The sequence below is a fragment of the Huaxiibacter chinensis genome (assembly GCF_022171985.1).
Classification (GTDB): domain Bacteria; phylum Pseudomonadota; class Gammaproteobacteria; order Enterobacterales; family Enterobacteriaceae; genus Enterobacter; species Enterobacter chinensis_A.
Window position 1 is genome coordinate 371754 of record NZ_JAJVHF010000002.1, and the last position, 23843, is coordinate 395596.

At 56.2% G+C, this 23843-nt stretch carries 22 protein-coding genes; 14 read left to right on the forward strand and 8 right to left on the reverse strand.

The genetic code is table 11. From position 1 onward, the window contains the following. Positions 1-50 precede the first annotated feature (50 nt). The gene (locus tag LZP96_RS07620; RefSeq protein ID WP_064324728.1) at positions 51-1103 is read left to right on the forward strand and encodes a patatin-like phospholipase family protein; all 1053 of its coding nucleotides are present in this window, start codon (positions 51-53) and stop codon (positions 1101-1103) included. Then, positions 1100-1882, forward strand: coding sequence for a TatD family hydrolase (locus LZP96_RS07625; RefSeq protein WP_258925812.1), 783 nt, complete (start codon positions 1100-1102; stop codon positions 1880-1882). Before LZP96_RS07620 ends, LZP96_RS07625 begins: the two co-directional genes overlap by 4 nt. Here the strand turns inward: LZP96_RS07625 and LZP96_RS07630 are convergent. Both LZP96_RS07630 and LZP96_RS07635 read right to left on the reverse strand, forming a co-directional pair. Continuing rightward, positions 1877-2737 carry a YjjW family glycine radical enzyme activase gene (locus LZP96_RS07630; protein ID WP_258925814.1) on the reverse strand — a complete coding sequence of 287 codons (861 nt, stop codon included), beginning with the start codon at positions 2735-2737 and terminating at the stop codon, positions 1877-1879. The two genes, LZP96_RS07625 and LZP96_RS07630, sit on opposite strands and share 6 nt — an antisense overlap. After that, positions 2712-4259 (reverse strand): YjjI family glycine radical enzyme, encoded by a 1548-nt coding sequence (locus LZP96_RS07635; RefSeq protein WP_258925816.1) that lies wholly within the window; start codon positions 4257-4259, stop codon positions 2712-2714. The genes LZP96_RS07630 and LZP96_RS07635 overlap by 26 nt, the downstream gene beginning before the upstream one ends. A 262-nt stretch (positions 4260-4521) precedes the next feature. Between LZP96_RS07635 and deoC the strand changes: the two genes are divergently transcribed. The 4 genes from deoC to deoD all read left to right on the forward strand — a co-directional run bounded on the left by deoC (position 4522) and on the right by deoD (position 8801). Further along, positions 4522-5301, forward strand: coding sequence for a deoxyribose-phosphate aldolase (gene deoC / locus LZP96_RS07640; protein WP_064328063.1), 780 nt, complete (start codon positions 4522-4524; stop codon positions 5299-5301). 55 nt (positions 5302-5356) lie between these two features. Next, positions 5357-6679: a thymidine phosphorylase gene (deoA, locus tag LZP96_RS07645; RefSeq protein ID WP_258925818.1), complete on the forward strand. Its 1323-nt coding sequence runs from the start codon at positions 5357-5359 to the stop codon at positions 6677-6679. A 52-nt stretch (positions 6680-6731) separates the two neighbouring features. Beyond that, positions 6732-7955 (forward strand): phosphopentomutase, encoded by a 1224-nt coding sequence (gene deoB / locus LZP96_RS07650; protein WP_064324733.1) that lies wholly within the window; start codon positions 6732-6734, stop codon positions 7953-7955. A 126-nt stretch (positions 7956-8081) separates the two neighbouring features. Next, on the forward strand, positions 8082-8801 hold the full coding sequence (gene deoD / locus LZP96_RS07655) for a purine-nucleoside phosphorylase (RefSeq protein WP_014882458.1): 720 nt from the start codon (positions 8082-8084) through the stop codon (positions 8799-8801). 52 nt (positions 8802-8853) lie between these two features. Here deoD and lplA read toward each other — a convergent pair whose 3' ends face one another. Together lplA and LZP96_RS07665 are read right to left on the reverse strand one after the other, a co-directional pair. Then, the gene (gene lplA / locus LZP96_RS07660) at positions 8854-9870 is read right to left on the reverse strand and encodes a lipoate--protein ligase (protein WP_064324734.1); all 1017 of its coding nucleotides are present in this window, start codon (positions 9868-9870) and stop codon (positions 8854-8856) included. Positions 9871-9909: 39 nt separating this feature from the next. Then, positions 9910-10554, reverse strand: a complete 645-nt coding sequence (locus LZP96_RS07665; protein WP_064324735.1) for a YtjB family periplasmic protein — start codon at positions 10552-10554, stop codon at positions 9910-9912. A gap of 118 nt (positions 10555-10672) precedes the next feature. On the opposite strand from LZP96_RS07665, the gene serB reads away from it, so the two are divergent. The 3 genes from serB to nadR all read left to right on the forward strand — a co-directional run bounded on the left by serB (position 10673) and on the right by nadR (position 14366). After that, positions 10673-11641 carry a phosphoserine phosphatase gene (serB, locus tag LZP96_RS07670; RefSeq protein ID WP_064324736.1) on the forward strand — a complete coding sequence of 323 codons (969 nt, stop codon included), beginning with the start codon at positions 10673-10675 and terminating at the stop codon, positions 11639-11641. Between the two features lie 71 nt (positions 11642-11712). After that, the gene (gene radA / locus LZP96_RS07675) at positions 11713-13098 is read left to right on the forward strand and encodes a DNA repair protein RadA (RefSeq protein WP_064324737.1); all 1386 of its coding nucleotides are present in this window, start codon (positions 11713-11715) and stop codon (positions 13096-13098) included. A gap of 35 nt (positions 13099-13133) precedes the next feature. Then, on the forward strand, positions 13134-14366 hold the full coding sequence (gene nadR, locus LZP96_RS07680; protein ID WP_064324738.1) for a multifunctional transcriptional regulator/nicotinamide-nucleotide adenylyltransferase/ribosylnicotinamide kinase NadR: 1233 nt from the start codon (positions 13134-13136) through the stop codon (positions 14364-14366). Positions 14367-14557: 191 nt separating this feature from the next. Here the strand turns inward: nadR and LZP96_RS07685 are convergent, their stop codons facing one another. Next, complete coding sequence (locus LZP96_RS07685; RefSeq protein WP_064324739.1) at positions 14558-15559, reverse strand: zinc-binding alcohol dehydrogenase family protein; 1002 nt, start codon at positions 15557-15559, stop codon at positions 14558-14560. A 108-nt stretch (positions 15560-15667) separates the two neighbouring features. Between LZP96_RS07685 and LZP96_RS07690 the strand changes: the two genes are divergently transcribed. Then, positions 15668-16582, forward strand: a complete 915-nt coding sequence (locus LZP96_RS07690) for a LysR family transcriptional regulator (protein ID WP_064324740.1) — start codon at positions 15668-15670, stop codon at positions 16580-16582. 261 nt (positions 16583-16843) lie between these two features. Here LZP96_RS07690 and ettA read toward each other — a convergent pair whose 3' ends face one another. Then, positions 16844-18511, reverse strand: a complete 1668-nt coding sequence (ettA, locus tag LZP96_RS07695) for an energy-dependent translational throttle protein EttA (RefSeq protein ID WP_064324741.1) — start codon at positions 18509-18511, stop codon at positions 16844-16846. A gap of 226 nt (positions 18512-18737) precedes the next feature. On the opposite strand from ettA, the gene sltY reads away from it, so the two are divergent. Together sltY and trpR are read left to right on the forward strand one after the other, a co-directional pair. Beyond that, entirely contained in the window at positions 18738-20675 is a 1938-nt protein-coding gene (gene sltY / locus LZP96_RS07700; RefSeq protein WP_064324742.1) for a murein transglycosylase, read from the forward strand. A 55-nt stretch (positions 20676-20730) separates the two neighbouring features. Next, positions 20731-21057: a trp operon repressor gene (gene trpR / locus LZP96_RS07705; protein WP_064324743.1), complete on the forward strand. Its 327-nt coding sequence runs from the start codon at positions 20731-20733 to the stop codon at positions 21055-21057. 18 nt (positions 21058-21075) lie between these two features. On the opposite strand, the gene yjjX is transcribed toward trpR, so the two are convergent. Next, positions 21076-21591 carry an inosine/xanthosine triphosphatase gene (gene yjjX, locus LZP96_RS07710; protein ID WP_064324744.1) on the reverse strand — a complete coding sequence of 172 codons (516 nt, stop codon included), beginning with the start codon at positions 21589-21591 and terminating at the stop codon, positions 21076-21078. 47 nt (positions 21592-21638) lie between these two features. On the opposite strand from yjjX, the gene gpmB reads away from it, so the two are divergent. Next, a complete protein-coding gene (gene gpmB / locus LZP96_RS07715; RefSeq protein WP_064324745.1) occupies positions 21639-22286 on the forward strand; it encodes a 2,3-diphosphoglycerate-dependent phosphoglycerate mutase GpmB in 648 nt (215 codons plus the stop codon). Here gpmB and robA read toward each other — a convergent pair. After that, the gene (robA, locus tag LZP96_RS07720; protein WP_064324746.1) at positions 22283-23152 is read right to left on the reverse strand and encodes an MDR efflux pump AcrAB transcriptional activator RobA; all 870 of its coding nucleotides are present in this window, start codon (positions 23150-23152) and stop codon (positions 22283-22285) included. The two genes, gpmB and robA, sit on opposite strands and share 4 nt — an antisense overlap. 211 nt (positions 23153-23363) lie before the next feature. Between robA and creA the strand changes: the two genes are divergently transcribed. Continuing rightward, positions 23364-23834, forward strand: coding sequence for a protein CreA (gene creA, locus LZP96_RS07725; RefSeq protein WP_064324747.1), 471 nt, complete (start codon positions 23364-23366; stop codon positions 23832-23834). Positions 23835-23843: the final 9 nt, after the last annotated feature.

Here is a 23843-nt window from a genome sequence, read left to right on the forward strand (position 1 = left end):
CCGGGTGGGGTATGGTGTCTACATAAAATAATTAAAACAGGAAGGCAGAGGTGGGGCAGCGAATTCCCGTTACGCTCGGTAACATTGCGCCGCTGACGTTAAAACCCTTTCACGCAGGGCAACTTGCGTTGGTGTGTGAGGGCGGCGGTCAGCGAGGAATTTTCACAGCGGGTGTGCTGGATGAATTTATGCGCGCCGATTTCAACCCGTTTGACCTCTATTTTGGCACCTCCGCCGGGGCGCAGAATCTCTCCGCGTACGTCTGCCAACAGCCGGGGTACGCACGTAAAGTCATCATGCGATACACCACCTCGCGGGAATTTTTCAATCCCGTCCGCTTTGTGCGCGGCGGCAACTTAATCGACCTGGACTGGCTGCTTGATGCCACCGCCAGCGAGATGCCGCTGGCGATGGACACGGCCGCCCGTCTTTTCGATACGGGTAAAGAATTCTGGATGTGCGCCAGCCGGGGTGATGACTACTCGCCGGGTTATTTCAGCCCGCAAAAAGAGAACTGGCTGGATATCATTCGCGCCTCCAGTGCGATTCCGGGGTTCTACCGAACGGCCGCCGCGCTGGATGGGATCAACTATCTCGACGGTGGGATCAGCGATGCCGTACCCGTTCAGGAAGCGGCGCGGCGCGGGGCGAAAACGATCGTCGTGATCCGCACGGTCCCGTCGCAAATGTACTACACCCCGCAGTGGTTTAAACGGATGGAGCGCTGGCTCGGCGACAGCAGCCTGCAGCCGCTGGTCAATATCGCTCAGCGTCATGAAAGTACCTATAGCGCCATGCAGCGCTTTATCGAAAAGCCGCCGGGCAAGCTGCGCATTTTTGAAATTTATCCCCCAAAACCTCTCGCCAGTATGGCGCTCGGCAGTCGTTTACCCGCGTTACGCAACGACTACAAAACGGGCCGTTTGTGTGGCCGTTACTTCCTGGCAACGGTGGGCAAAATGCTCGCCGGGCAAGCGCCTCTTCAGCGGCATACAGGCATCATTACCCCGCCCGCGGTGGTGGCGAATGACGCCGTCGCGGTGCCGATTGTGAACGCGCCGCAGGCGAACGATACCACCTATGACAACGAGGATTTGGCGTGACATACCGCTTTATCGACACCCACTGTCATTTTGATTTCCCACCGTTTACCGGCAACGAAGCGCACAGCATTGAGCAGGCGGCGCGCGTCGGGGTAAAAGCGATCATCGTCCCCGCCATTGAAGCGGCGCGCTTCGATCGGGTGATCGAACTGGCCCACACGCACCGGGCTCTGTACGCCGCGCTGGGCTTGCATCCGATCGTCATTGAAAAGCACCACGACGATCACCTTGATCGCCTTGAAGAGAAAATACTGACGGCGGGCGACAAGCTGGTAGCGATCGGCGAAATTGGCCTCGATCTCTATCGCGAAGATCCGCATTTTGACCGTCAGCAGACGATCCTGGATGCGCAACTGAAACTGGCTAAACGTCACGATCTGCCGGTGATCCTGCATTCGCGCCGCACGCATGACAAGCTGGCGATGCATTTAAAACGCCACGATCTGCCGAGAACCGGCGTGATTCACGGTTTTTCAGGCAGCCTGCAGCAGGCGCAGCGTTTTATCGCGGCAGGATATAAGATTGGCGTAGGGGGAACCATTACCTATCCGCGTGCCAGCAAAACGCGGGAGGTGATGAGCCAGCTGCCTCTTTCTTCACTGCTGCTGGAAACGGACGCGCCCGATATGCCATTGAATGGTTTTCAGGGGCAGCCGAACCGCCCGGAGCAGGTTGCGCGCGTGTTCGCCACGCTGTGTGAATTGCGCGATGAACCCGCCGATGTGATGGCTGACGCCCTGCTGAACACGACCCGCGAACTGTTTGGCATCACGCTATAAATAGAGCGCCGGACGCATCACGCTAATCTTCTCTGTTTCCAGCGCGTGTGCCAGCGGCTCGATGTCCTCCGCCGTGGCGCTTCGCCAGGCCGCCGCATCGCCGTAAATCCCGTGGGCATGAAATGCGTTGATGCGTACAGGTATGTCACCTAGCGAGTGAATAAAGGCGACAAGGGGTTTGAGATTTTCCAGATAATCGCAGTGGTCGGGGATCACCAGCAAACGCAATTCGGTGAGGCGATGATGCTGCGCCAGCCAGCGAATGCTCTGTTTAATCACTCCGTTTTCGCGTCCGGTCAGAAAGCGATGATGGTCATTGTTCCACGCCTTCAGATCGAGCATCGCACCGTCAAAAACGGGGAGTAGTTTTTGCCAGCCGGTTTCGCTTAATAAACCATTGCTGTCCACCAGGCAGGTTAACTTGTTCAGCGTCGAATCGGCTTTCAGGGTGCTGAACAGGGCGATGAGGAAGGGCAGTTGGGTGGTGGCTTCACCGCCGCTGACGGTAATTCCTTCAATGAACGGGGCGACCTGGCGGATCTGCGCGACAATCTCCGCTACGCTGAGACGCTGCGCCATGGGCGTGGCCTGCTGCGGACACAGATGCAGGCACGTATCGCATTTCTGACAGTCTTCCTCCTGCCACCAGACGCGCCCCGCCTGAATGTTCAGGGCATCATGCGGGCAGTGCGGCACGCAAACACCGCAATCATTACAGCGCCCAATCGTCCAGGGGTTATGGCAGGTTTTACAGCGCAGGTTACAGCCCTGCAGGAACAGCGCCAGGCGACTGCCCGGCCCGTCCACGCAGGAAAAAGGTATCACCTGACTAACTAAAGCGCATCTGCTGTTCATGGCTTATCACGCGTGGCTGACGTTCAAGAATACGGGTATTGCGTGCGGCCTCTTCACCCAGCCAGGTGGTATTCGTGCGCGATCCGGCTTCGCGGTATTTTTCCAGATCGGACAGGCGCACCATATATCCCGTCACGCGAACCAGATCGTTGCCCGCAACGTTGGCGGTGAACTCCCGCAGTCCCGCTTTAAACGCGCCCAGGCAGAGCTGCACAACGGCCTGCGGGTTGCGTTTAATGGTCTCATCCAGCGTCAAAATATCGCTAATGCCAGAATGGTAATACGAATGATGCGGGGCAACCGTCAGCAAATGGTTAATCGGATCGGGTTCCTCGCCGTACGGCAGGCGTGCACCCGGTGTGGTACCCGAGTCGGAACTGATACCGGACTGGGCATGTAACATGGCGCGCTGCTTCCAGCCATGTTTAACCGGCGTGCTTTCAACAAAGGCGGCCAGCGCTTCGCTGATGCGATAGCCCAGCGCATTCGCCTGGGCGTCCTGACCGTAACGTCCCGTGATGGCGTCTTTTTCACACAGCGCATTGACGGCTTCTGCCAGGCCATACATGCCAAACATCGGCACAAAGCGCTCAGGTGCTATCAGCCCTTCTTTGACCAGGAAGCTATTCTCAAAGAAGCCGGACTGTTCATAGAGGAAGTCGCAGCGGGCATTGATGATTTCTGTCTGCAGCTGGCAATAGTGCGGCAGGGTGCGATGGAAGAAATCGTCAACCGATGCGCTCTGCTCGGCAATGGCTTTCAGATTCAGGCGAACCAGGGTGCTGCCACCGCCTGCCAGCGGCAGCGAATTGTAACAACTGACTACGCCGTAGCCGCCTTTTGTGAAAATTTTATCATTTTCAGGGCCGTTTGAAATATGGGGCTTACTGCATGCGCAGATGTTTTTTGCTACTTCAAGCAGAAGGTCGTCAGGGGTAATGTCTGGATCGTAAATAAACGTGAGATTGGGTGCGACCTGCTTCAGCTCTGCATCAGCGCGTAAGATGGCGCGGGTGATGGGCGTATCGTGCGGGCCGATGTTGGCATGCATAAACGCATCCGGCAGGGTGCGGTCGAGGTAGCGCCAGAAACGTTTTATGCGGATATCGATCGCTTCTTGTGTTAGAATTTTAACATAAGGATGTAATATCGCATCGAGCTGGCCCAGATAGACCGGCATCGAGGTAACTGAAGGAACATGGTGGTACAGGATGGTCAGCAAAGAGAGCGCATCATCAAGATCTTTCGCGCCTTCCAGTTCCAGCCATTGCGAACCGTTTGCCAGGAATTTTGCGTAGTCCGGCAGAACATAACGCGGCTTGTAGGGCGCATGGCCCTCGAACATGTCGCAGATAAACCCCGCGTCCAGCGCAGCGCGAGCAGCGGCAGTCAGGCCGGGATAGGGCAGATTGTTTTCGGCTTCCAGTGCCAGGAAATGACGTTTTTGCTCGGGCGACAGCACCGGGCTTGTCACAATTTTCTGGCAACGTTGTTGCAGGGCGTCAGGGCCGGAGGTGGACATGTGCGCTTCCTTATTACTCTGCTAAATGTAGGCAGATTGTAGAAAGTCATCCCGTCGGCGCTTTTGATCCCACGCGGGTGATCGCTGCTTTAGTCAGCAAAGAGAGTGATAAAACTTGAGCGAGATCTCATTACAGTAATGCAAATTTGTATGCAGTTTTCATTAACTGTGATGAATGTCGAAGTGTGAATGCGGGTGAATGTTAGAATACTCACAGACCCGCAAGGTGAAAATTTATACGGCGATGCCGTTGGAGAATGTTATGACCGATTTAACTGCAAGCAGCCTTCGTGCGTTGAAACTGATGGACCTGACCACCCTGAACGATGACGACACCAATGAGAAAGTCATCGCCCTTTGCCATCAGGCGAAAACCCCGGTGGGTAACACTGCCGCTGTCTGTATCTACCCGCGCTTTATCCCCATTGCCCGTAAAACGCTGAAAGAGCAGGGCACGCCGGATGTTCGCATTGCAACCGTAACGAACTTCCCGCACGGCAACGACGATATTGATATCGCACTGGCCGAGACCCGCGCGGCAATCGCCTACGGTGCAGACGAAGTTGACGTGGTATTCCCGTACCGCGCGCTGATCGCCGGTAACGAGCAGGTGGGTTTCGACCTGGTGAAAGCCTGTAAAGACGCCTGTGCGGCGGCCAACGTTTGGCTTAAAGTGATCATCGAAACCGGTGAACTGAAAGAAGAAGCGCTTATCCGTAAAGCCTCAGAAATCGCCATCAAAGCCGGTGCGGATTTCATCAAAACCTCTACCGGTAAAGTGCCGGTCAACGCTACGCCGGAAAGCGCGCGCATCATGATGGAAGTCATTCGTGATATGGGCGTGGAAAAAACCGTGGGTTTCAAACCGGCCGGCGGCGTGCGTACCGCAGAAGATGCGCAGCAGTTCCTGGCGATTGCCGATGAACTCTTTGGCGCTGACTGGGCTGATTCCCGTCACTACCGTTTTGGTGCATCAAGCCTGCTGGCCAGCCTGCTGAAAGCGCTGGGTCACGGCGACGGTAAGAGCGCAAGCAGCTACTGATTTTCATCCTGCGGCGGGCCATCCGCCGCATTAACCTGTTTTCTCGGGGGTTACCGTGTTTCTCGCACAAGAAATTATTCGTAAAAAACGTGATGGTCTGGCATTAAGCGACGAAGAGATCCGCTTCTTTATCAATGGCATTCGTGATAACACCATTTCAGAAGGGCAGATCGCTGCGCTGGCGATGACCATTTTCTTCCACGATATGTCTATGCCTGAGCGTGTCTCGCTGACCATGGCGATGCGAGATTCAGGAACCGTTCTGGACTGGAAGAGCCTTAATCTCAACGGCCCGATCGTTGATAAACACTCTACCGGCGGCGTGGGTGATGTCACCTCCCTGATGCTGGGCCCGATGGTGGCGGCCTGTGGCGGATACATCCCAATGATCTCCGGGCGCGGCCTGGGGCATACCGGCGGTACGCTCGACAAACTGGAAGCCATCCCGGGCTTCGATATCTTCCCGGATGACAATCGCTTCCGCGAAATTATTAAAGATGTGGGTGTGGCGATTATCGGCCAGACCAGCTCTCTTGCACCGGCAGACAAGCGTTTCTACGCTACCCGCGATATCACCGCGACCGTGGACTCCATTCCTTTGATCACCGCGTCTATCCTTGCCAAGAAACTGGCGGAAGGTCTGGATGCGCTGGTCATGGATGTGAAAGTGGGCAGCGGCGCCTTTATGCCGACCTATGAACTGTCCGCCGCGCTGGCAGAAGCCATTGTGGGCGTCTCCAACGGCGCGGGCGTGCGTACAACCGCCTTGCTGACGGACATGAACCAGGTGCTGGCCTCCAGCGCAGGCAATGCCGTGGAAGTGCGTGAAGCCGTGCAGTTCCTCACCGGCGAATACCGCAACCCGCGTCTGCTCGATGTGACGATGGCCCTGTGCGTAGAGATGCTTATTTCCGGCAAGCTCGCCAAAGACGATGCCGACGCACGCGCCAAACTTCAGGCGGTGCTCGATAACGGCAAAGCGGCAGAGATTTTTGGCCGCATGGTAGCCGCGCAGAGAGGTCCGACCGACTTCGTGGAAAATTACGCGAAATACCTGCCAACCGCCACGCTCAGCAAAGCGGTCTACGCCGATACCGAAGGCTTTGTCTCGGCGATGGATACGCGCGCGCTGGGCATGGCGGTTGTGTCGATGGGCGGCGGTCGTCGTCAGGCGTCGGACACTATTGATTACAGCGTGGGCTTTACCGATATGGCGCGTCTGGGCGACAGCGTGGATGGTCAGCGTCCGCTGGCGGTGATTCATGCGAAAGATGAAGCCAGCTGGCAGGATGCGGCGAAGGCGGTGAAAGCGGCAATTAAGCTTGACGATAAAGCGCCTGAAAGCACACCGACGGTCTATCGTCGTATTACTGATTAATTGTATACTGATCTGATCACTTACTTTTGAGCACTACGTACGGAGAACAATTATGAAACGTGCATTTATTATGGTGCTGGACTCATTCGGCATCGGCGCAACCGAAGATGCAGAACGTTTTGGTGATGTCGGTTCCGATACCATGGGACACATCGCAGAAGCCTGTGCGAAAGGCGAAGCGGACAATGGCCGTAAGGGCCCGCTTAATCTGCCCAACCTGACCCGTCTGGGTCTGGTGAAAGCCCACGAAGGTTCTACCGGTAAAGTCGCTGCGGGTATGGACGGCAATGCGGAAGTGGTGGGCGCGTACGCCTGGGCGCACGAGCTCTCTTCCGGTAAAGATACCCCGTCAGGCCACTGGGAAATTGCCGGTGTGCCGGTTCTGTTCGACTGGGGCTACTTCGCCGATCACGACAACAGCTTCCCGCAGGAGCTGCTGGATAAACTGGTTAAGCGTGCCAACCTGCCGGGCTATCTCGGTAACTGCCACTCTTCCGGTACCGTGATTCTGGACCAGCTTGGCGAAGAGCACATGAAAACCGGCAAGCCGATTTTCTATACCTCCGCTGACTCCGTGTTCCAGATTGCCTGCCACGAAGAGACCTTTGGTCTGGATAAACTCTACGAGCTGTGCGAAATCGCACGTGAAGAGCTGACCGAAGGCGGCTACAACATCGGCCGCGTGATCGCACGTCCGTTTATCGGTGACAAAGCGGGTAACTTCCAGCGCACCGGTAACCGCCATGACCTGGCCGTTGAGCCACCGGCACCTACCGTGCTGCAGAAGCTGGTTGACGAGAAAGATGGTCACGTGGTGTCTGTGGGTAAAATTGCTGACATCTACGCCAACTGCGGCATCACCAAAAAAGTGAAAGCCACCGGCCTGGACGCGCTGTTTGACGCCACCATCAACGAGATGAAAGAAGCGGGTGACAAGACCATCGTCTTCACCAACTTCGTGGACTTCGACTCCTCATGGGGCCACCGTCGCGACGTCGCCGGTTATGCCGCAGGTCTGGAGCTGTTTGACCGCCGTCTGCCAGAGCTGATGGAGCTGGTGGGGGAAGATGACATTCTGATCCTGACCGCTGACCACGGCTGCGACCCGACCTGGACCGGTACCGACCACACCCGTGAGCACATTCCAGTGCTGGTGTACGGCCCGAAAGTGAAACCTGGCTCGCTGGGCCATCGTGAAACCTTCGCGGATATCGGCCAGACCATCGCGAAATACTTCGGTACGTCTGACATGGAATATGGCAAGGCCATGTTTTAAACGGATTGGGTGCGGCCTTATGTCCTCACCCCCCGCCCTCTCCCACAGGGAGAGGGAGAACAGAATGTAGGCCGGGTAAGGCGTAGCCGCCACCCGGCAAAAACAACAATGTAAAAGGAACTGAAGATGGCAACTCCTCACATTAATGCAGAAATGGGTGATTTCGCTGACGTCGTCTTGATGCCGGGCGACCCGCTGCGCGCAAAGCACATTGCAGAAACTTTCCTCGAAGACGTGCGTGAAGTGAATAACGTGCGCGGTATGCTGGGCTTCACCGGGACGTACAAAGGCCGCAAAATCTCCGTGATGGGTCACGGTATGGGTATCCCATCCTGCTCCATCTACACCAAAGAGCTGATTACTGATTTTGGCGTGAAGAAAATCATTCGCGTGGGCTCCTGCGGTGCGGTACGCATGGACGTTAAGCTGCGTGACGTGGTGATTGGTATGGGCGCCTGCACCGATTCCAAAGTGAACCGTATCCGCTTTAAGGATCATGACTTCGCTGCGATCGCTGACTTCGACATGGTGCGTAACGCGGTTGACGCGGCAAAAGCTCTGGGCGTTGATGCGCGCGTGGGCAACCTCTTCTCTGCCGATCTGTTCTACTCACCGGACGGCGAAATGTTCGACGTGATGGAAAAGTACGGCATCCTGGGCGTAGAAATGGAAGCGGCGGGCATTTACGGCGTGGCGGCTGAATTCGGTGCGAAAGCGCTGACCATCTGCACCGTGTCTGACCATATCCGTACGCACGAGCAGACGACCGCTGCCGAGCGTCAGACCACCTTCAACGACATGATCAAAATCGCGCTGGAATCCGTTCTGCTGGGCGATAAAGAGTAATTCTGCCTCTTCCCTCCCTCTCCCTGTGGGAGAGGGAGGGCATCAGAACGCATTAACGCACTGCCAGTGCAATCCACGCCGATAATTCCCGTAATTCTTTTTCCTGCTCGGGGAAATCACCCCGTATCGCATCACACGCCTGCTGCAGCCTATCTGCCCGATACACACAGCCCTGTAAACGCGCGGCAAGCGCTTCTAACGGCGCAGGGTTCAGGCTATCGGTGAAAACCTGCGTGCGGGTGATATGACCCTTTTCAACGTCAAAGTGCAGCTCCACGCCGCCCCAGGTGAAACGCTCATCCAGCAGATGCGAGAACGCGGGCGCCTGACCAAAGTTCCACTCCCAGCTGCTCTGGCGGGCGAAAGTCTCCGCAAAGTTAGGCAGATCGGGCGTCTTGTCGGGCGAGATCACTTCTGCGTCGACGCGCTCGCCGTAGTGGGCAAAAAAGGCTTCGCGTACCGCATCGCATATCTGCTCATGGGTAATACCCGGCAGCAATTCAACCAGGTTCGCCACGCGACCCCGCACGGAGGTGATGCCTTTTGCCTGAAGCTTTTTCTTATCCGGATTGAGGTAGTTTGCCAGGCGGCTGAGATCGGCATTGAGCAGTAACGTACCGTGGTGGAAGCCGCGATCCAGGGTTTCGCGGTACGCGGAGCCAGAGACTTTGCGATCCCCTTCGGCCGTTTTGACCACCAGGTCGTTTCGCCCTGACGCTTCCGCCGTCACGCCAAGTGCATTCAGGGCGTTAAGGACAATGGCAGTCGAGATGCTTTTATCATACTCGGGCTTGCCCGCCATGAAGGTGAAACAGGTATTACCCAGATCGTGAAATACCGCGCCGCCGCCGCTGCTGCGACGCGCAAGACGCACGTTGTCCTCTTCCATGCGACGCGTATTGCACTCTTTCCAGGGATTTTGCGCACGGCCTATGACCACCGTGTCGGCGTTACGCCAGAGGAACAGTACGCGCTGCGTGGCGGGCATCTGGCGGAAGATGCACTCCTCCACGGCGAGATTGAACCAGGGATCGTAAGAGTCAGAGATAAGTAAGCGTAACGTCGTCATGGCAGAGTTCCTTTTCCGAATCGTTCGCCTACTGTATCACTAATCTTTCTTCTCGCTCTCTTCCTCTTCCGGCACCGATTTGCTGGCGGTCAGCAGGAAGGGCGATTGTTGCCAGCGGGTACGTTTGCCCTGAAGCAGGGTACGCGTTAACACCACGCCAATCGCCAGGGAGAGGAGCAGCATCAGACGCAGAATATTAGTGGTATTATCAACCTGTCTGGATTCGGTCGCCAGCGTGTGGGTGTCGAGCGTCAGGCGCAAATAACCCAGTGGGCCATTTTTCCCCTGAATGGGTTCAACGATCTGTTGGTTAAAATACCCTCCGGCTTTTTTACCGTCCAGCGCCAGCCGATCGCGCACGTCAATCTTCTCGCCGGCGCGGGCGATCAGGTTGCCCTCTTCGTCATAGACACCCGCATCCAGAATGCGGCTCTCTTCCGTCAACTGGCGCAGAACCTGGTTTATCCGTTTTTCATCCGGCGTTTCGGTACGCATTGACGGCGCAACGTTGAGCGTGACCTGACGGGCCAGCGTGCGGGCCAGCTCTTCAAGCTGCGGGTTGCGTTGTCGTTGGTGATTCTGACTGAACCACGAAGCCCCTTGCATCAGCGCGACCAATAATGCGAGACAGGATAAGACAATCACGGCGCGATGAAGCCGGAATTTCAGTTTTGCGCGAGCCATATTCCACCTGCTGAAAATTTACGAGTTAATGTTGCCAGAAGTGATGGTTACAAGGTAGCCTCATGCGTTATTTTCCCTCGCGGAACCAACCGGCGCGAACCAATCTACAGGAGCTTCAATGCCGAACATTACCTGGTGTGACCTGCCAACGGATGTCTCTTTATGGCCAGGATTGCCGCTCTCTTTAAGTGGTGATGAGGTAATGCCACTCGATTACCATGCGGGTCGTAGCGGCTGGCTGCTGTACGGACGCGGTCTGGATAAGCAAACCCTGACGCAATATCAGACCAAACTCGGTGCTGCGATGGTGATTGTAGCGGCCTGGAGCGTTGAAGATTATCAGGTTTTACGCCTGGCGGGTTCCCTGACCGCACGCGCCACCCGTTTGGCGCATGATGCCGGTCTGGACGTCGCGCCATTGGGGAAAATTCCCCATCTGAAGACGCCGGGCCTGCTGGTGATGGATATGGATTCCACCGCCATCCAGATTGAGTGTATCGACGAGCTTGCCAAATTGGCCGGAAGCGGCGAGATGGTTGCGGAAGTGACCGAGCGTGCCATGCGCGGGGAACTGGATTTTACCGCCAGCCTGCGCCAGCGCGTGGCGACGCTGAAGGGCGCAGACGCGAATATCCTGCGTCAGGTGCGTGATGAACTGCCGCTTATGCCAGGATTAACCCAGCTGGTTCTTAAGCTGGAAACGCTGGGCTGGAAAGTGGCTATCGCCTCCGGCGGATTTACGTTCTTTGCCGATTACCTTCGCGACAAGCTGCGTTTAACCACGGTGGTTGCCAACGAACTGGAGATCATGGACGGAAAGCTCACCGGTCAGGTGATTGGCGATATCGTGGATGCGCAGTATAAAGCTAACACTCTGACGCGCCTGGCGGATAAATATGAAATTCCCGTCGAGCAGACGGTGGCGATTGGCGACGGGGCGAACGACCTGCCCATGATTAAAGTCGCAGGCCTGGGCATTGCGTATCATGCCAAGCCAAAAGTGAATGAGAAGACCGAGATTACCATTCGTCATGCTGACCTGATGGGGGTGTTTTGCATCCTCTCTGGTAGCGTGAACATGAAGTAATGACCGATTTTTACAGGCCGGGTCCGCGCGAGCGCTAGCCGGTCTGCAGCACAGAAATAACGAGGTAAACCGTGGCGAAAGCTCCAAAACGCGCATTTGTCTGTAATGAATGTGGTGCTGATTACCCGCGCTGGCAGGGGCAATGCAGCGCCTGTCATGCCTGGAACACCATCACCGAAGTGCGTGGGGTGGCCGCTTCGCCAACCGTGGCCCGCAATGAGCGCCTGAGCGGTTATGCGGGTAACGCGGGCATCTCCAAAGTGCAGAAACTGTCGGAAATCAGCCTGGACGAAGTTCCGCGTTTTTCGACCGGTTTTAAAGAGTTTGACCGCGTGCTGGGCGGCGGCGTGGTCCCCGGCAGCGCCATTCTGATCGGCGGGAATCCCGGTGCCGGGAAATCCACCCTTTTGCTGCAAACGCTGTGTAAGCTCTCCGAACAGATGAAGACGCTGTACGTGACCGGTGAGGAGTCTTTGCAGCAGGTCGCGATGCGTGCGCACCGTCTGGGACTGCCGACGGGCAACCTCAATATGCTCTCCGAAACCAGCATCGAACAGATCTGCATGATTGCGGAAGAAGAGCAGCCGAAGCTGATGGTCATCGACTCCATTCAGGTGATGCATATGGCGGATATCCAGTCTTCGCCGGGCAGCGTGGCGCAGGTGCGTGAAACGGCGGCCTATCTGACCCGGTTTGCCAAAACCCGCGGCGTGGCGATCGTGATGGTCGGCCACGTAACCAAAGATGGCTCGCTGGCAGGGCCGAAAGTGCTGGAACACTGTATTGACTGCTCGGTAATGCTCGATGGCGATGCCGATTCCCGCTTCCGTACCCTGCGCAGCCATAAAAACCGTTTTGGCGCGGTGAATGAACTGGGCGTGTTCGCCATGACTGAACAAGGCTTACGCGAAGTCAGCAACCCTTCGGCGATATTCCTGAGCCGGGGAGATGAAATCACCTCGGGCAGCTCGGTGATGGTGCTGTGGGAAGGAACCCGCCCCTTGCTGGTGGAGATTCAGGCCTTAGTCGATCAATCGATGATGGGTAACCCACGCCGCGTGGCGGTGGGGCTTGAACAGAACCGTCTGGCCATCCTGCTGGCCGTGCTGCATCGACACGGTGGGCTGCAAATGGCGGACCAGGATGTCTTTGTGAACGTGGTCGGGGGCGTTAAGGTGACCGAAACCAGCGCCGACCTGGCCTTGCTGCTGGCAATGGTGTCCAGCTTGCGTAACCGTCCACTGCCGCAAGATTTGGTGGTGTTTGGCGAGGTAGGGCTTGCCGGTGAAATTCGTCCGGTGCCAAGCGGCCAGGAGCGCATTTCAGAAGCGGCTAAACACGGTTTTCGGCGGGCGATTGTCCCTGCGGCAAACGTGCCAAAAAAAGTGCCCGAAGGGATGAAAGTTTTCCCCGTCAAAAAACTCTCGGATGCACTAAGCGTCTTTGACGACTTATAATTACGCATTCGATTTTGCAGGAGGCACCGTAATTTATGTCGACATTTGACTACCTTAAGACCGCGATCCGCCAAAAAGGCTGTACCTTGCAGCAGGTCGCGGAAGCCAGCGGCATGACTAAAGGCTATTTAAGCCAACTGCTAAACGCCAAAATCAAAAGCCCCAGCGCGCAAAAGCTGGAGGCGTTACACCGCTTCCTGGGGCTGGAATTCCCGCGTATGCAGAAGAACATCGGCGTGGTGTTTGGTAAGTTTTACCCGCTGCATACCGGGCATATCTACCTTATCCAGCGTGCCTGTAGCCAGGTGGACGAGCTGCACATCATCATGGGCTATGACGAAACCCGTGACCGCAAGCTTTTTGAAGACAGCGCGATGTCGCAACAGCCGACGGTGCCGGACCGCCTGCGCTGGCTGTTACAGACCTTTAAGTATCAGAAAAACATCCGCATTCATGCCTTTAACGAAGAGGGCATGGAGCCTTATCCGCACGGCTGGGATGTGTGGAGTAACGGCGTCAAAGCCTTTATGGAAGAGAAGGGGATCACCCCTAACTGGATTTACACGTCTGAAGAGTCCGACGCCCCGCAGTTTCGTGAGCATCTGGGCACCGAAACCGTGCTGATTGACCCGAAGCGGACGTTTATGAATATCAGCGGCGGCCAGATCCGTGAGAACCCGTTCCGCTACTGGGATTACATCCCGACGGAAGTGAAGCCGTTCTTTGTTCGCACCGTGGCGATACTGGGCGGTGAATCCAGCGGTAAATCCACGCTGGTCAATAAGCTGGCGAACATCTTCAACACCACCAGCGCGTGGGAGTTCGGGCGCGACTATGTGTTCTCGCATCTGGGCGGTGACGAAATGGCGCTTCAGTATTCCGACTACGATAAAATTGCCCTGGGCCATGCACAGTACATTGATTTTGCTGTGAAATATGCCAATAAGGTGGCTTTTGTCGATACCGACTTTGTGACCACTCAGGCGTTCTGTAAAAAATACGAAGGGCGCGAGCACCCGTTTGTGCAGGCGCTGATTGATGAATACCGCTTCGATCTGGTGATCCTGGTAGAAAACAACACACCATGGGTTGCCGACGGGATGCGCAGCCTGGGCAGTTCCGTTGATCGAAAAGAGTTCCAGACCATGCTGGTGGACATGCTCAACGAAAACAACATTGAGTTTGTGCACGTGGAAGAGCCCGACTACGATACCCGCTTCCTGCGCTGCGTGGAGCTGGTGAAGGAGATGATGGGAGAGCAGGGGTAGATTGCTTTCCCCTCACCCCAGCCCTCTCCCAAAGGGAGAGGGAGCTTGAAGTCCCCTCGCCCAAAGGGGGAGTGAGCTTAAAGTTCCCTCGCCCAAAGGGGAGTGAGCTTAATATCCCCTCGCTCAAAGGGGAGTGAGCTTTATATTCCCTCTCCCCGTGGGAGAGGGTTAGGGTGAGGGCACCAGACGGCTCAGAACGCAACCACCACTTTCCCGCGCATATGCCCCTCCAGCACTTTCCTGTGCGCCTCGGTAATACTTTCCACGCTCAACCCGTGCAACGTTTCGCTGAGCGAGCTTTCAACCACGCCGTTATCCACCAGCTTCGCCACCTCGTTTAAGATCTCGCCCTGACGCGCCATATCGGCGGTCTGGTACATGCTGCGGGTATACATAAATTCCCAGTGCAGCGCCGCAGATTTCGATTTCAGCTTATCCTGATTCAGCGGATGTTGGTTCTCGACGATAGTGCAGATATGCCCCTGTGGGGCGATCAGTTCGCTGACGGCATCCCAGTGGCCATCGGTATCATTGAGGATAAAGATGTAGTCCACAAAGGTGATCCCCTCTCTGGCCAGCTCGCCTTTCAGATCGCGATAGTCCACCACGCGATCCGCGCCGCGATCGCGGCACCATCTGGCAGAATCTTCCCGCGAGGCCGTGGCGATCACGGTCACCTGACTATTGTGCTTCGCAAACGGGATCGCCAGCGATCCCACGCCGCCGGCACCGCCGACGATCAGCAGCGTCTTATCCGCTCCCGCCTGCTGAATGTTCAGTCGTTCAAAAAGCCCTTCCCAGGCGGTCAGCGCGGTGAGGGGCAGTGCCGCCGCTGCGGCCCAGTCCAGGCTCGCCGGTTTGTGTCCGACGATGCGGGCATCAATTAACTGGTGCGTTGCATTGCTGCCCGGACGGGTGATATCGCCTGCATACCAGACTTCGTCGCCCGGTTTGAACTGGGTCACGCCCGCGCCAACCGCTTTAACGACACCACTGGCATCCCAGCCGAGAATGCGCGGCTCCTTCAGACCACTTTTGGCAATAGCGGCATGCACTTTGGTGTCGACAGGATTAATGGAGACGGCTTTCACTTCAACCAGCAGATCATGCTCGCCCGGCTGCGGCATCGGCTGGGTAATTTCAATAAAATCAGACGGATTCTCAGGATTAACGGCAATGGCTTTCACTGACATGGTGTGCTCCTTAATGGAATGCGTGTTGTTGAGGCTAGTCTATTAAGTGAGCCGCTGCGTGATAAGATGGACAATCCAGAACGAAGTGTTCGCACAGGGTGAACAATCATGTTTAAACAGCTTCAGGATATGGCGCTGTTTGCGCTGGTCGCCGAGATGGGCAGCTTTACTGCCGCCGCGCAAAAAGCGGACTTGCCTAAATCGAGCGTGAGCCAGCGTATCAGCCAGCTTGAGCAGCAGATCGGCATTCGGTTGCTTAACCGCACCACGCGCAAGCTCAACCTGACCTTTGCGGGTGAGCACTATCTGGTGCACTGTCGCGAGATGCTCGCGGCCAGCGAAAGGGCGGAATACGCCATTCAGCGTCTGCGGGATAATCCCAGCGGACGGCTGCGCATGACTTCACCGGCCGGGATCGGCGCGACGCTGCTGGCCCACCTGAATACGGAGTTTCAGCGCCGCTATCCTGACGTTTCGCTGGATGTGTCTATTTCCGATGACGTGGTTGACCTGGTGGCGTCTGGTTATGACGTGGCGCTGCGCACCGGCAAGCCGCAGGATTCGTCGCTGATTGGCCGCATGATTGGCCATTGCCCGCGCTATATGCTGGCGTCACCGGCGTATCTGGCGACGCGTGAACCGCTGACGCATCCCCGACAGCTGGTGGGGCACCGTTGCATCACCCATAAATCCTGGTCGGAATGGTTGCTGCAAAGTGGCAGTGAAGATTATCGCTACCTGTCGGATAACGCCCATCTGACGGATAACCTGGTGTATGCCCGCGAGAGCGCCATTGCCGGGGCGGGGATCACCTTGTTACCGGCCTTTCTTCTGGAAGATAAGGTTGAGAAGGGGGCGCTGGTGCAGGTGCTGCCGGAGTGGAACGTCGAGGGGAACGAGTTGTGGCTGGCTTATCCGAGCCGTAAGCTGAATTCGCCTGCGCTGATGAGCTATATCGACTTTGCCATGGGGTTTGATGAGGTGAAGCGGTATTACGTCGGGGAACGATCCTCTGCGGTGTGATGCCCTCACCCCGGCCCTCTCCCACGGGGAGAGGGGGAAAACATAAAAAAAGGCAACTTGCGTTGCCTTTTGCTGTTGGGCTTGTGCGGACTGATGCCCTCACCCCGACCCTCTCCCACGGGGAGAGGGAGTAAACATAAAAACGGCAACCGAAGTTGCCGTTTTGCATGGGTTAGTGCGGTCTGATGCCCTCACCCCGACCCTCCCACAGGGAGAGGGGGAAAACATAAAAAACGGCAACCGAAGTTGCCGTTTTGCTGTTTATTTTGAAATACGCTTGTACTTGATGCGTTTTGGCTCAAGCGCATCTGCGCCCAGCGTGCGTTTCTTGTACTCTTCGTATTCGGTGAAGTTACCTTCAAAGAACTCCACTTTACCTTCGTCCTGGTAATCCAGAATGTGGGTTGCGATACGGTCAAGGAACCAACGGTCGTGCGAGATAACCATCGCGCAGCCCGGGAACTCCAGCATGGCGTTTTCCAGCGCACGCAGGGTTTCGATGTCCAGGTCGTTGGTTGGTTCATCGAGCAGCAGAACGTTACCGCCAACCTGCAGCAGTTTCGCCAGATGCAGACGACCACGCTCACCGCCGGACAGTTCGCCAACGCGTTTGCCCTGATCGACACCCTTGAAGTTGAAGCGACCCACGTAGGCACGGCTTGGCATCTCGGTGTTGCCGATACGCATAATATCCTGCCCGCCGGAGACTTCTTCCCACACGGTTTTGCTGTTATCCATCGCGTCACGGAACTGGTCAACGGATGCCAGCTTCACGGTATCACCCAGGGTGATGGTGCCGCTGTCAGGCTGTTCCTGACCGGACATCATGCGGAACAGCGTCGATTTACCCGCGCCGTTAGGACCGATGATCCCGACGATAGCGCCTTTCGGTACGGAGAAGCTCAGGTCGTCGATCAATACGCGATCGCCGTAAGATTTACGCAGATTGCTCACTTCAACGACTTTATCGCCCAGACGTGCTCCAGGTGGAATAAAGAGTTCGTTGGTTTCGTTACGTTTCTGGTATTCAGAGTTGTTAAGCTCTTCAAAGCGTGCCAGACGGGCTTTGCCCTTAGACTGACGGCCTTTCGCGCCCTGGCGAACCCACTCAAGCTCTTTCTCAATGGATTTACGGCGTGCCGCTTCCTGAGAGGCTTCCTGAGCCAGACGCTGATCTTTCTGTTCCAGCCAGGAGGAGTAGTTGCCTTCCCACGGAATACCTTCACCGCGGTCAAGCTCCAGAATCCAGCCTGCTACGTTATCGAGGAAGTAACGGTCGTGGGTAATCGCCACCACGGTGCCTTCGAAATCGTGCAGGAAACGTTCCAGCCAGGCGACGGATTCGGCGTCCAGGTGGTTCGTGGGTTCGTCGAGCAGCAGCATGTCTGGTTTTTCGAGCAGCAGACGGCACAGCGCGACGCGGCGGCGTTCACCACCGGACAGTTTTTCAACTTTCGCATCCCAGTCAGGCAGGCGCAGGGCATCGGCCGCACGCTCCAGCTGCACGTTCAGGTTATGACCGTCGTGCGCCTGGATAATTTCTTCGAATTTGCCCTGTTGTGCCGCAAGCTTATCGAAGTCGGCGTCGGGTTCGGCGTACTTCGCGTACACTTCATCCAGCCCTTTCAGGGCGTTAACCACTTCAGCAACCGCTTCTTCGATGGACTCACGAACGGTGTGTTCAGGGTTCAGCTTCGGTTCCTGCGGCAGGTAACCGATTTTCAGGCCTGGCTGAGGACGGGCTTCACCTTCGATGTCGGTATCGATGCCGGCCATGATGCGCAGCAGGGTAGACTTACCGGCACCGTTGAGGCCCAGAACACCGATTTTTGCGCCCGGGAAGAAACTCAGCGAGATATTTTTAAGAATATGACGTTTCGGCGGAACCACTTTGCCGACACGATGCATGGTATAAACGAATTGAGCCACGTGGACTTCGCCTCTTTTATCGTAATGAGAATAGGTAACAGCTGCGAAGTGTAGCCTTTTTCGCAGGCTAATCCCAGCCAGGAACATCGGGAGTGTTAAAACGCGCAAGAAAGGTAAAAAAGTGTCCATGACGTGGCGTGTTCCGGGATGCCTGGTTAGCATAAGTGAATAACTTTTTGACGCGGCATGATGCTGCTACTGCCTATAACAGAATGAGGAAGAGCTTGTGGAAAAAGCCAAAAAGGGGGTCTGGCGTCTGCTGGCCGCCAGCGTGTGCGTGCTGACGATAAGCCATGCAGCGCATGCCGATTCACTGGATGAACAACGTAGTCGCTATGCGCAGATCAAGCAGGCATGGGACAGCAAACAGATGGATACGGTGCAGGCGCTGATGCCGACCTTAAAAGCGTATCCATTATATCCTTATCTGGAGTATCGCCAGATAACCGACGATTTGATGAATCAGCCGACGGTCACCGTCGCCCAGTTTATTCAGGCGAATCCCACGCTGCCGCCGGCGCGTACGCTGCAATCCCGTTTTGTGAACGAGCTGGCGCGACGTGAAGACTGGCGTGGCTTACTGGCCTTCAGCCCTGAAAAACCCGCATCCACGGAAGCACAATGTAACTATTACTACGCGAAATGGGCGACGGGCCAGCAGGCGGAAGCCTGGAGCGGGGCGAAAGATCTGTGGCTGACGGGGAAAAGCCAGCCTAATGCCTGCGATGCGTTATTTGGCGCGTGGCGCGCTTCGGGTCAGCAAGATCCGCTGGCCTACCTTGAACGCATTCGTCTGGCGATGAAGGCGGGGAATACGCGTCTGGTCACCCTCCTGGCAGGCCAGATGCCGTCCGATTATCAAACGATTGCTTCGGCCGTTATGCAACTGGCGAACGATCCCAACGCCGTTCTGACTTTTGCCCGCAGCACAGGGGCAACGGATTTCACTCGTCAGATGGCGGCGGTGGCGTTTGCAAGCGTCGCGCGTGATGACGTCGAAAATGCGCGGCTGATGATCCCGCAACTGGTGCAGGCGCAACAGCTGAATGACGATCAAACCCAGGAGTTGCGCGATATTGTTGCCTGGCGTCTGATGGGGACGGATGTTACCGACGAGCAGGCTCGCTGGCGTGACGATGCCATCATGCGCTCAAACTCGACATCGCTGGTGGAACGCCGGGTGCGTATGGCGCTGGGCACGGGCGATCGCCGCGGGTTGAACACCTGGCTTGCCCGTTTGCCCATGGATGCCAAAGAGAAAGACGAATGGCGGTACTGGCAGGCCGATCTGTTGATGGAGCGCGGGCGTGAAGACGAAGCGAAACAGATTTTGCACGCGTTGATGCAGCAGCGCGGCTTCTACCCGATGGTGGCAGCACAACGTCTGGGCGAGGAATATACGCTCAAAATTGATAAAGCACCGTCTGTCTCCAGCGCCACGCTGATTCAGGGGCCGGAGATGGCGCGCGTGCGTGAGCTGATGTACTGGAGCCTGGATAATACCGCGCGCAGTGAATGGGCCAATCTGGTGACCAGCCGTACCGTCGATGAAAAGGCGCAGCTTGCCCGTTATGCCTTCGATAACGGCTGGTGGGATCTGAGCGTTCAGGCCACGATCGCCGGTAAGCTGTGGGATCATCTGGAAGAGCGTTTCCCGCTGGCCTATAAAGATCTCTTCGAGCGCTACACCCAGGGTAAAGATATCTCTCAGAGTTATGCCATGGCGATTGCCCGCCAGGAGAGCGCCTGGAACCCGAAAGTGCGTTCCCCGGTCGGCGCCAGCGGTCTGATGCAGATTATGCCGGGCACGGCGACGCACACGGTGAAGATGTTTTCTATCCCGGGCTACAGCAGCCCTTCACAGCTGCTCGATCCGGAAACGAATATCAACATCGGAACCAGCTACCTGCAATATGTCTATCAGCAGTTTGGCGATAACCGCATCTTTGCGTCAGCGGCGTATAACGCAGGTCCCGGCAGGGTGCGCACCTGGCTTGGCAACAGTGCCGGCCGTCTCGACGCCGTCGCCTTTGTAGAGAGTATTCCATTCTCTGAAACGCGGGGTTATGTGAAAAATGTGCTGGCGTATGATGCGTACTATCGGCACTTCCTGGGGCAGAAAGAGGCCCTGTTGAGCGATTCTGAGTGGCAGCGACGTTACTGATCGCGATGGGTTGTGTTATGCTGTACTCGTTTAAGAGTACAACAGGCGGCATAACATGACCCAGCATTCACCGTATTCATCGGCAATGGCCGATCAGCGCAATCAGGAGTGGCTTCGTTTTGTGGAGCTGCTTCGCCAGTCTTACGAACAGAATCTGCATATGCCCCTCATGCAGCTGATGCTCACCCCCGACGAGCGCGAAGCGCTGGGCACACGGGTGCGGATCATCGAAGAACTATTGCGGGGTGAAATGAGTCAGCGTGAGCTGAAAACCGAACTGGGTGCGGGTATCGCAACCATCACCCGTGGCTCTAACAGCCTGAAATCGGCGCCCGTGGAACTGCGCCAGTGGCTTGAGCAGGTGCTGCTGAATAACGCCTGATGGCGCGATGTGGCTCGCTTAGCGATAAATGGCGTTATGAAACGGACTTAATGCCAGAATGACCGCCTGGTGGTAAACGCTTGAGCGGGTTAATTTGCCGGCGGTAAAGACGCCAATGGCACCTTCCTTGCGGCCAATCTCATCAATGCCGGTGTACTGCGACATCACCGGCCCCAGCGCGTCTCCGTCATGCACTTTTTTCAAAATGACGTCCGGTAGCGGCAGGGTAGCCGAACGCGCTTCACCGCGCTGCTCACGGCTCTCTATGACCACCCAGCTAAAGGTAGCTCCCTCGTCGATCCCGGCTTCAATCGCCACCCAAAAATCCGCCTGCGGACGTAACGCCTTCGCATTGATGACGCGGTTTCGTGCGCCAGCGCGCGTTTCCTCGCTGCCAAAAGGCTGTTCAGGAACGCCGCTCTCGACGCCGACGGCGTCAATATGGCAGGATCCTTCGCCGAAGATCTCTTCAAATGCCCTTAGAATTGCCTGAATTTTGGCAGGATTAGTGGTAGCAGAGACAACCTGGTGCATAATTACACTCACATAAAAAAATTCATCGCAGTATAACGGAAAATAACATGTTAGAGGTTTACCTTGTTCGCCACGGTGAAACGCAGTGGAACGCCGAGCGACGTATTCAAGGCCAGTCAGACAGTCCTCTCACCGCGAAAGGTGAGCAACAGGCGTGCCAGGTCGCACAGCGCGCCAAAACGCTGGGCATCACCCATGTCATCACCAGTGATCTGGGACGTACCCAGCAAACGGCGCGGATTATTGCCGAAGCCTGCGGCTGCGATATTATCCTCGAACCTCGCCTGCGCGAGCTGGATATGGGCGTGCTGGAGAAACGTCACGTTGACTCGTTGACCGAAGAGGAAGAAGGCTGGCGTCGTACGCTGGTTAACGGCACAAAAGAGGGCCGTATTCCTGAGGGCGAATCCATGCAGGAGCTGAGCGTACGCGTTCACGGCGCGCTGGCTGAATGTCTGAATCTGCCGGCAGGCAGTCGCCCTCTGCTGGTGAGCCACGGTATTGCGCTGGGATGTCTGGTGAGCACGATTTTAGGGCTACCGGCCTGGGCTGAGCGCCGTTTGCGCCTGCGCAACTGTTCTATTTCCCGTATTGACCATCAGGAAAGCCCATGGCTGGCGTCTGGCTGGGTCGTGGAAATGGCCGGGGACATCTCACATCTGGATGCCCCCGCACTGGATGAGCTCCAGCGCTAGCGGCGGATAGGAATCAGGTATTCCATGCGTAAATCGATTGGGCGTTCGTCCGGTTTCACGTTGCTGACCGGATAGTAACGCTCAATGTCCTGACCTTTTCGACGGTTCAGGTTCAGCATCGGCATACAGGTTCCGTAGACGGTCAGGATAAACTCCTGCACGCCTGTACCCAGCCCGTCGTAGGTGAACATCACGTAATCGCCGCCTTCCACCGTGACCGCTTTTGATCCCTGAATGTAGCCATTGGCCAGTTCAGGCGTGAGCGCGGTGGTGTAAAACACCTCCTGCTCGTCATCTTTTTCCTGGCTCGGATGCGTCTGGTTCAGGCCATAAAGCACCGGCGGGATAGCGGGCGCATGGCTCAGGAAGTCACGCCAGAACTGCACGCGCATCTGATGACGGAACTCGGAAATTTGCTCCAGAGAACAGGAGTAGCTTTGCGTGGTGCCCACTAACTGAGTATCGGGCAGCGTGATAAACTCGTGTTTCGGCATTGCGAATTCGCCCAAACGCAGCGGCGGACGCATGCCAAACGAGCTCCAGTCAGGCGAGCGGCGGTAGAGCGCCGGCGTCAGCGTAAACTGTTTTTTGAAGGCGCGGGTAAACGTCTGTTGGGAATCGAAACGGTATTGCAGCGCAATGTCCAGAATCGGACGAGCCGTGAGGCGCAAGGCGACCGCAGATTTTGAGAGCCGACGCGCACGAATATAGGCACCGATAGCATGACCGGTAACATCCTTGAACATCCTTTGCAGATGCCACTTGGAATAGCCTGCTTTTGCCGCCACATTATCCAGTGACAATGGCTGGTCAAGATGACCTTCCAGCCAGACAAGCAAATCGCGAATAATTCCAGCCTGATCCATATACTATCCTCATCCTTAAAACAGCAGGTGCCTGATAACAGGTTAGCGGATAATAGCATTTTTTGATGTTTGCGCATTCGGTGTTTTTTTTGCTCATAAATGCTTTTTGCCGCACATTAAGGGCCATTATTTTGTAATCCTGTGATCTTGAAACATTTTTTGGCTAAATTGTTGAATAATCGCTCAGTGTAATCTTAAAAATGGTAACAATATGAAATACAAGACATTGCTCCTGACCTCTCTGCTGCTGCTGGTGGGTCACGTCGCCCAGGCCGAACAAATCGGCTCTGTCGACACCGTATTTAAAATCTTTGGCCCGGACCACAAAATTGTGGTGGAAGCCTTCGACGATCCAGATGTGAAGAACGTGACGTGCTACGTCAGCCGGGCGAAAACAGGGGGCATTAAAGGCGGATTAGGTCTGGCGGAAGATACCTCTGATGCCGCCATTTCTTGCCAGCAGGTCGGGCCCGTTGAGCTGAGCGACAAGATAAAAAACGGCAAATCACAGGGTGACGTTGTCTTCCAGAAACGCACCTCGCTGGTGTTCAAAAAACTGCAGGTTGTTCGCTTCTATGATGCGAAACGCAACACGCTGGCCTATCTGGCTTACTCTGACAAAGTGGTCGAAGGCTCGCCTAAAAACGCCATAAGCGCTGTGCCGATTATGCCATGGCATTAATGGGGGCCG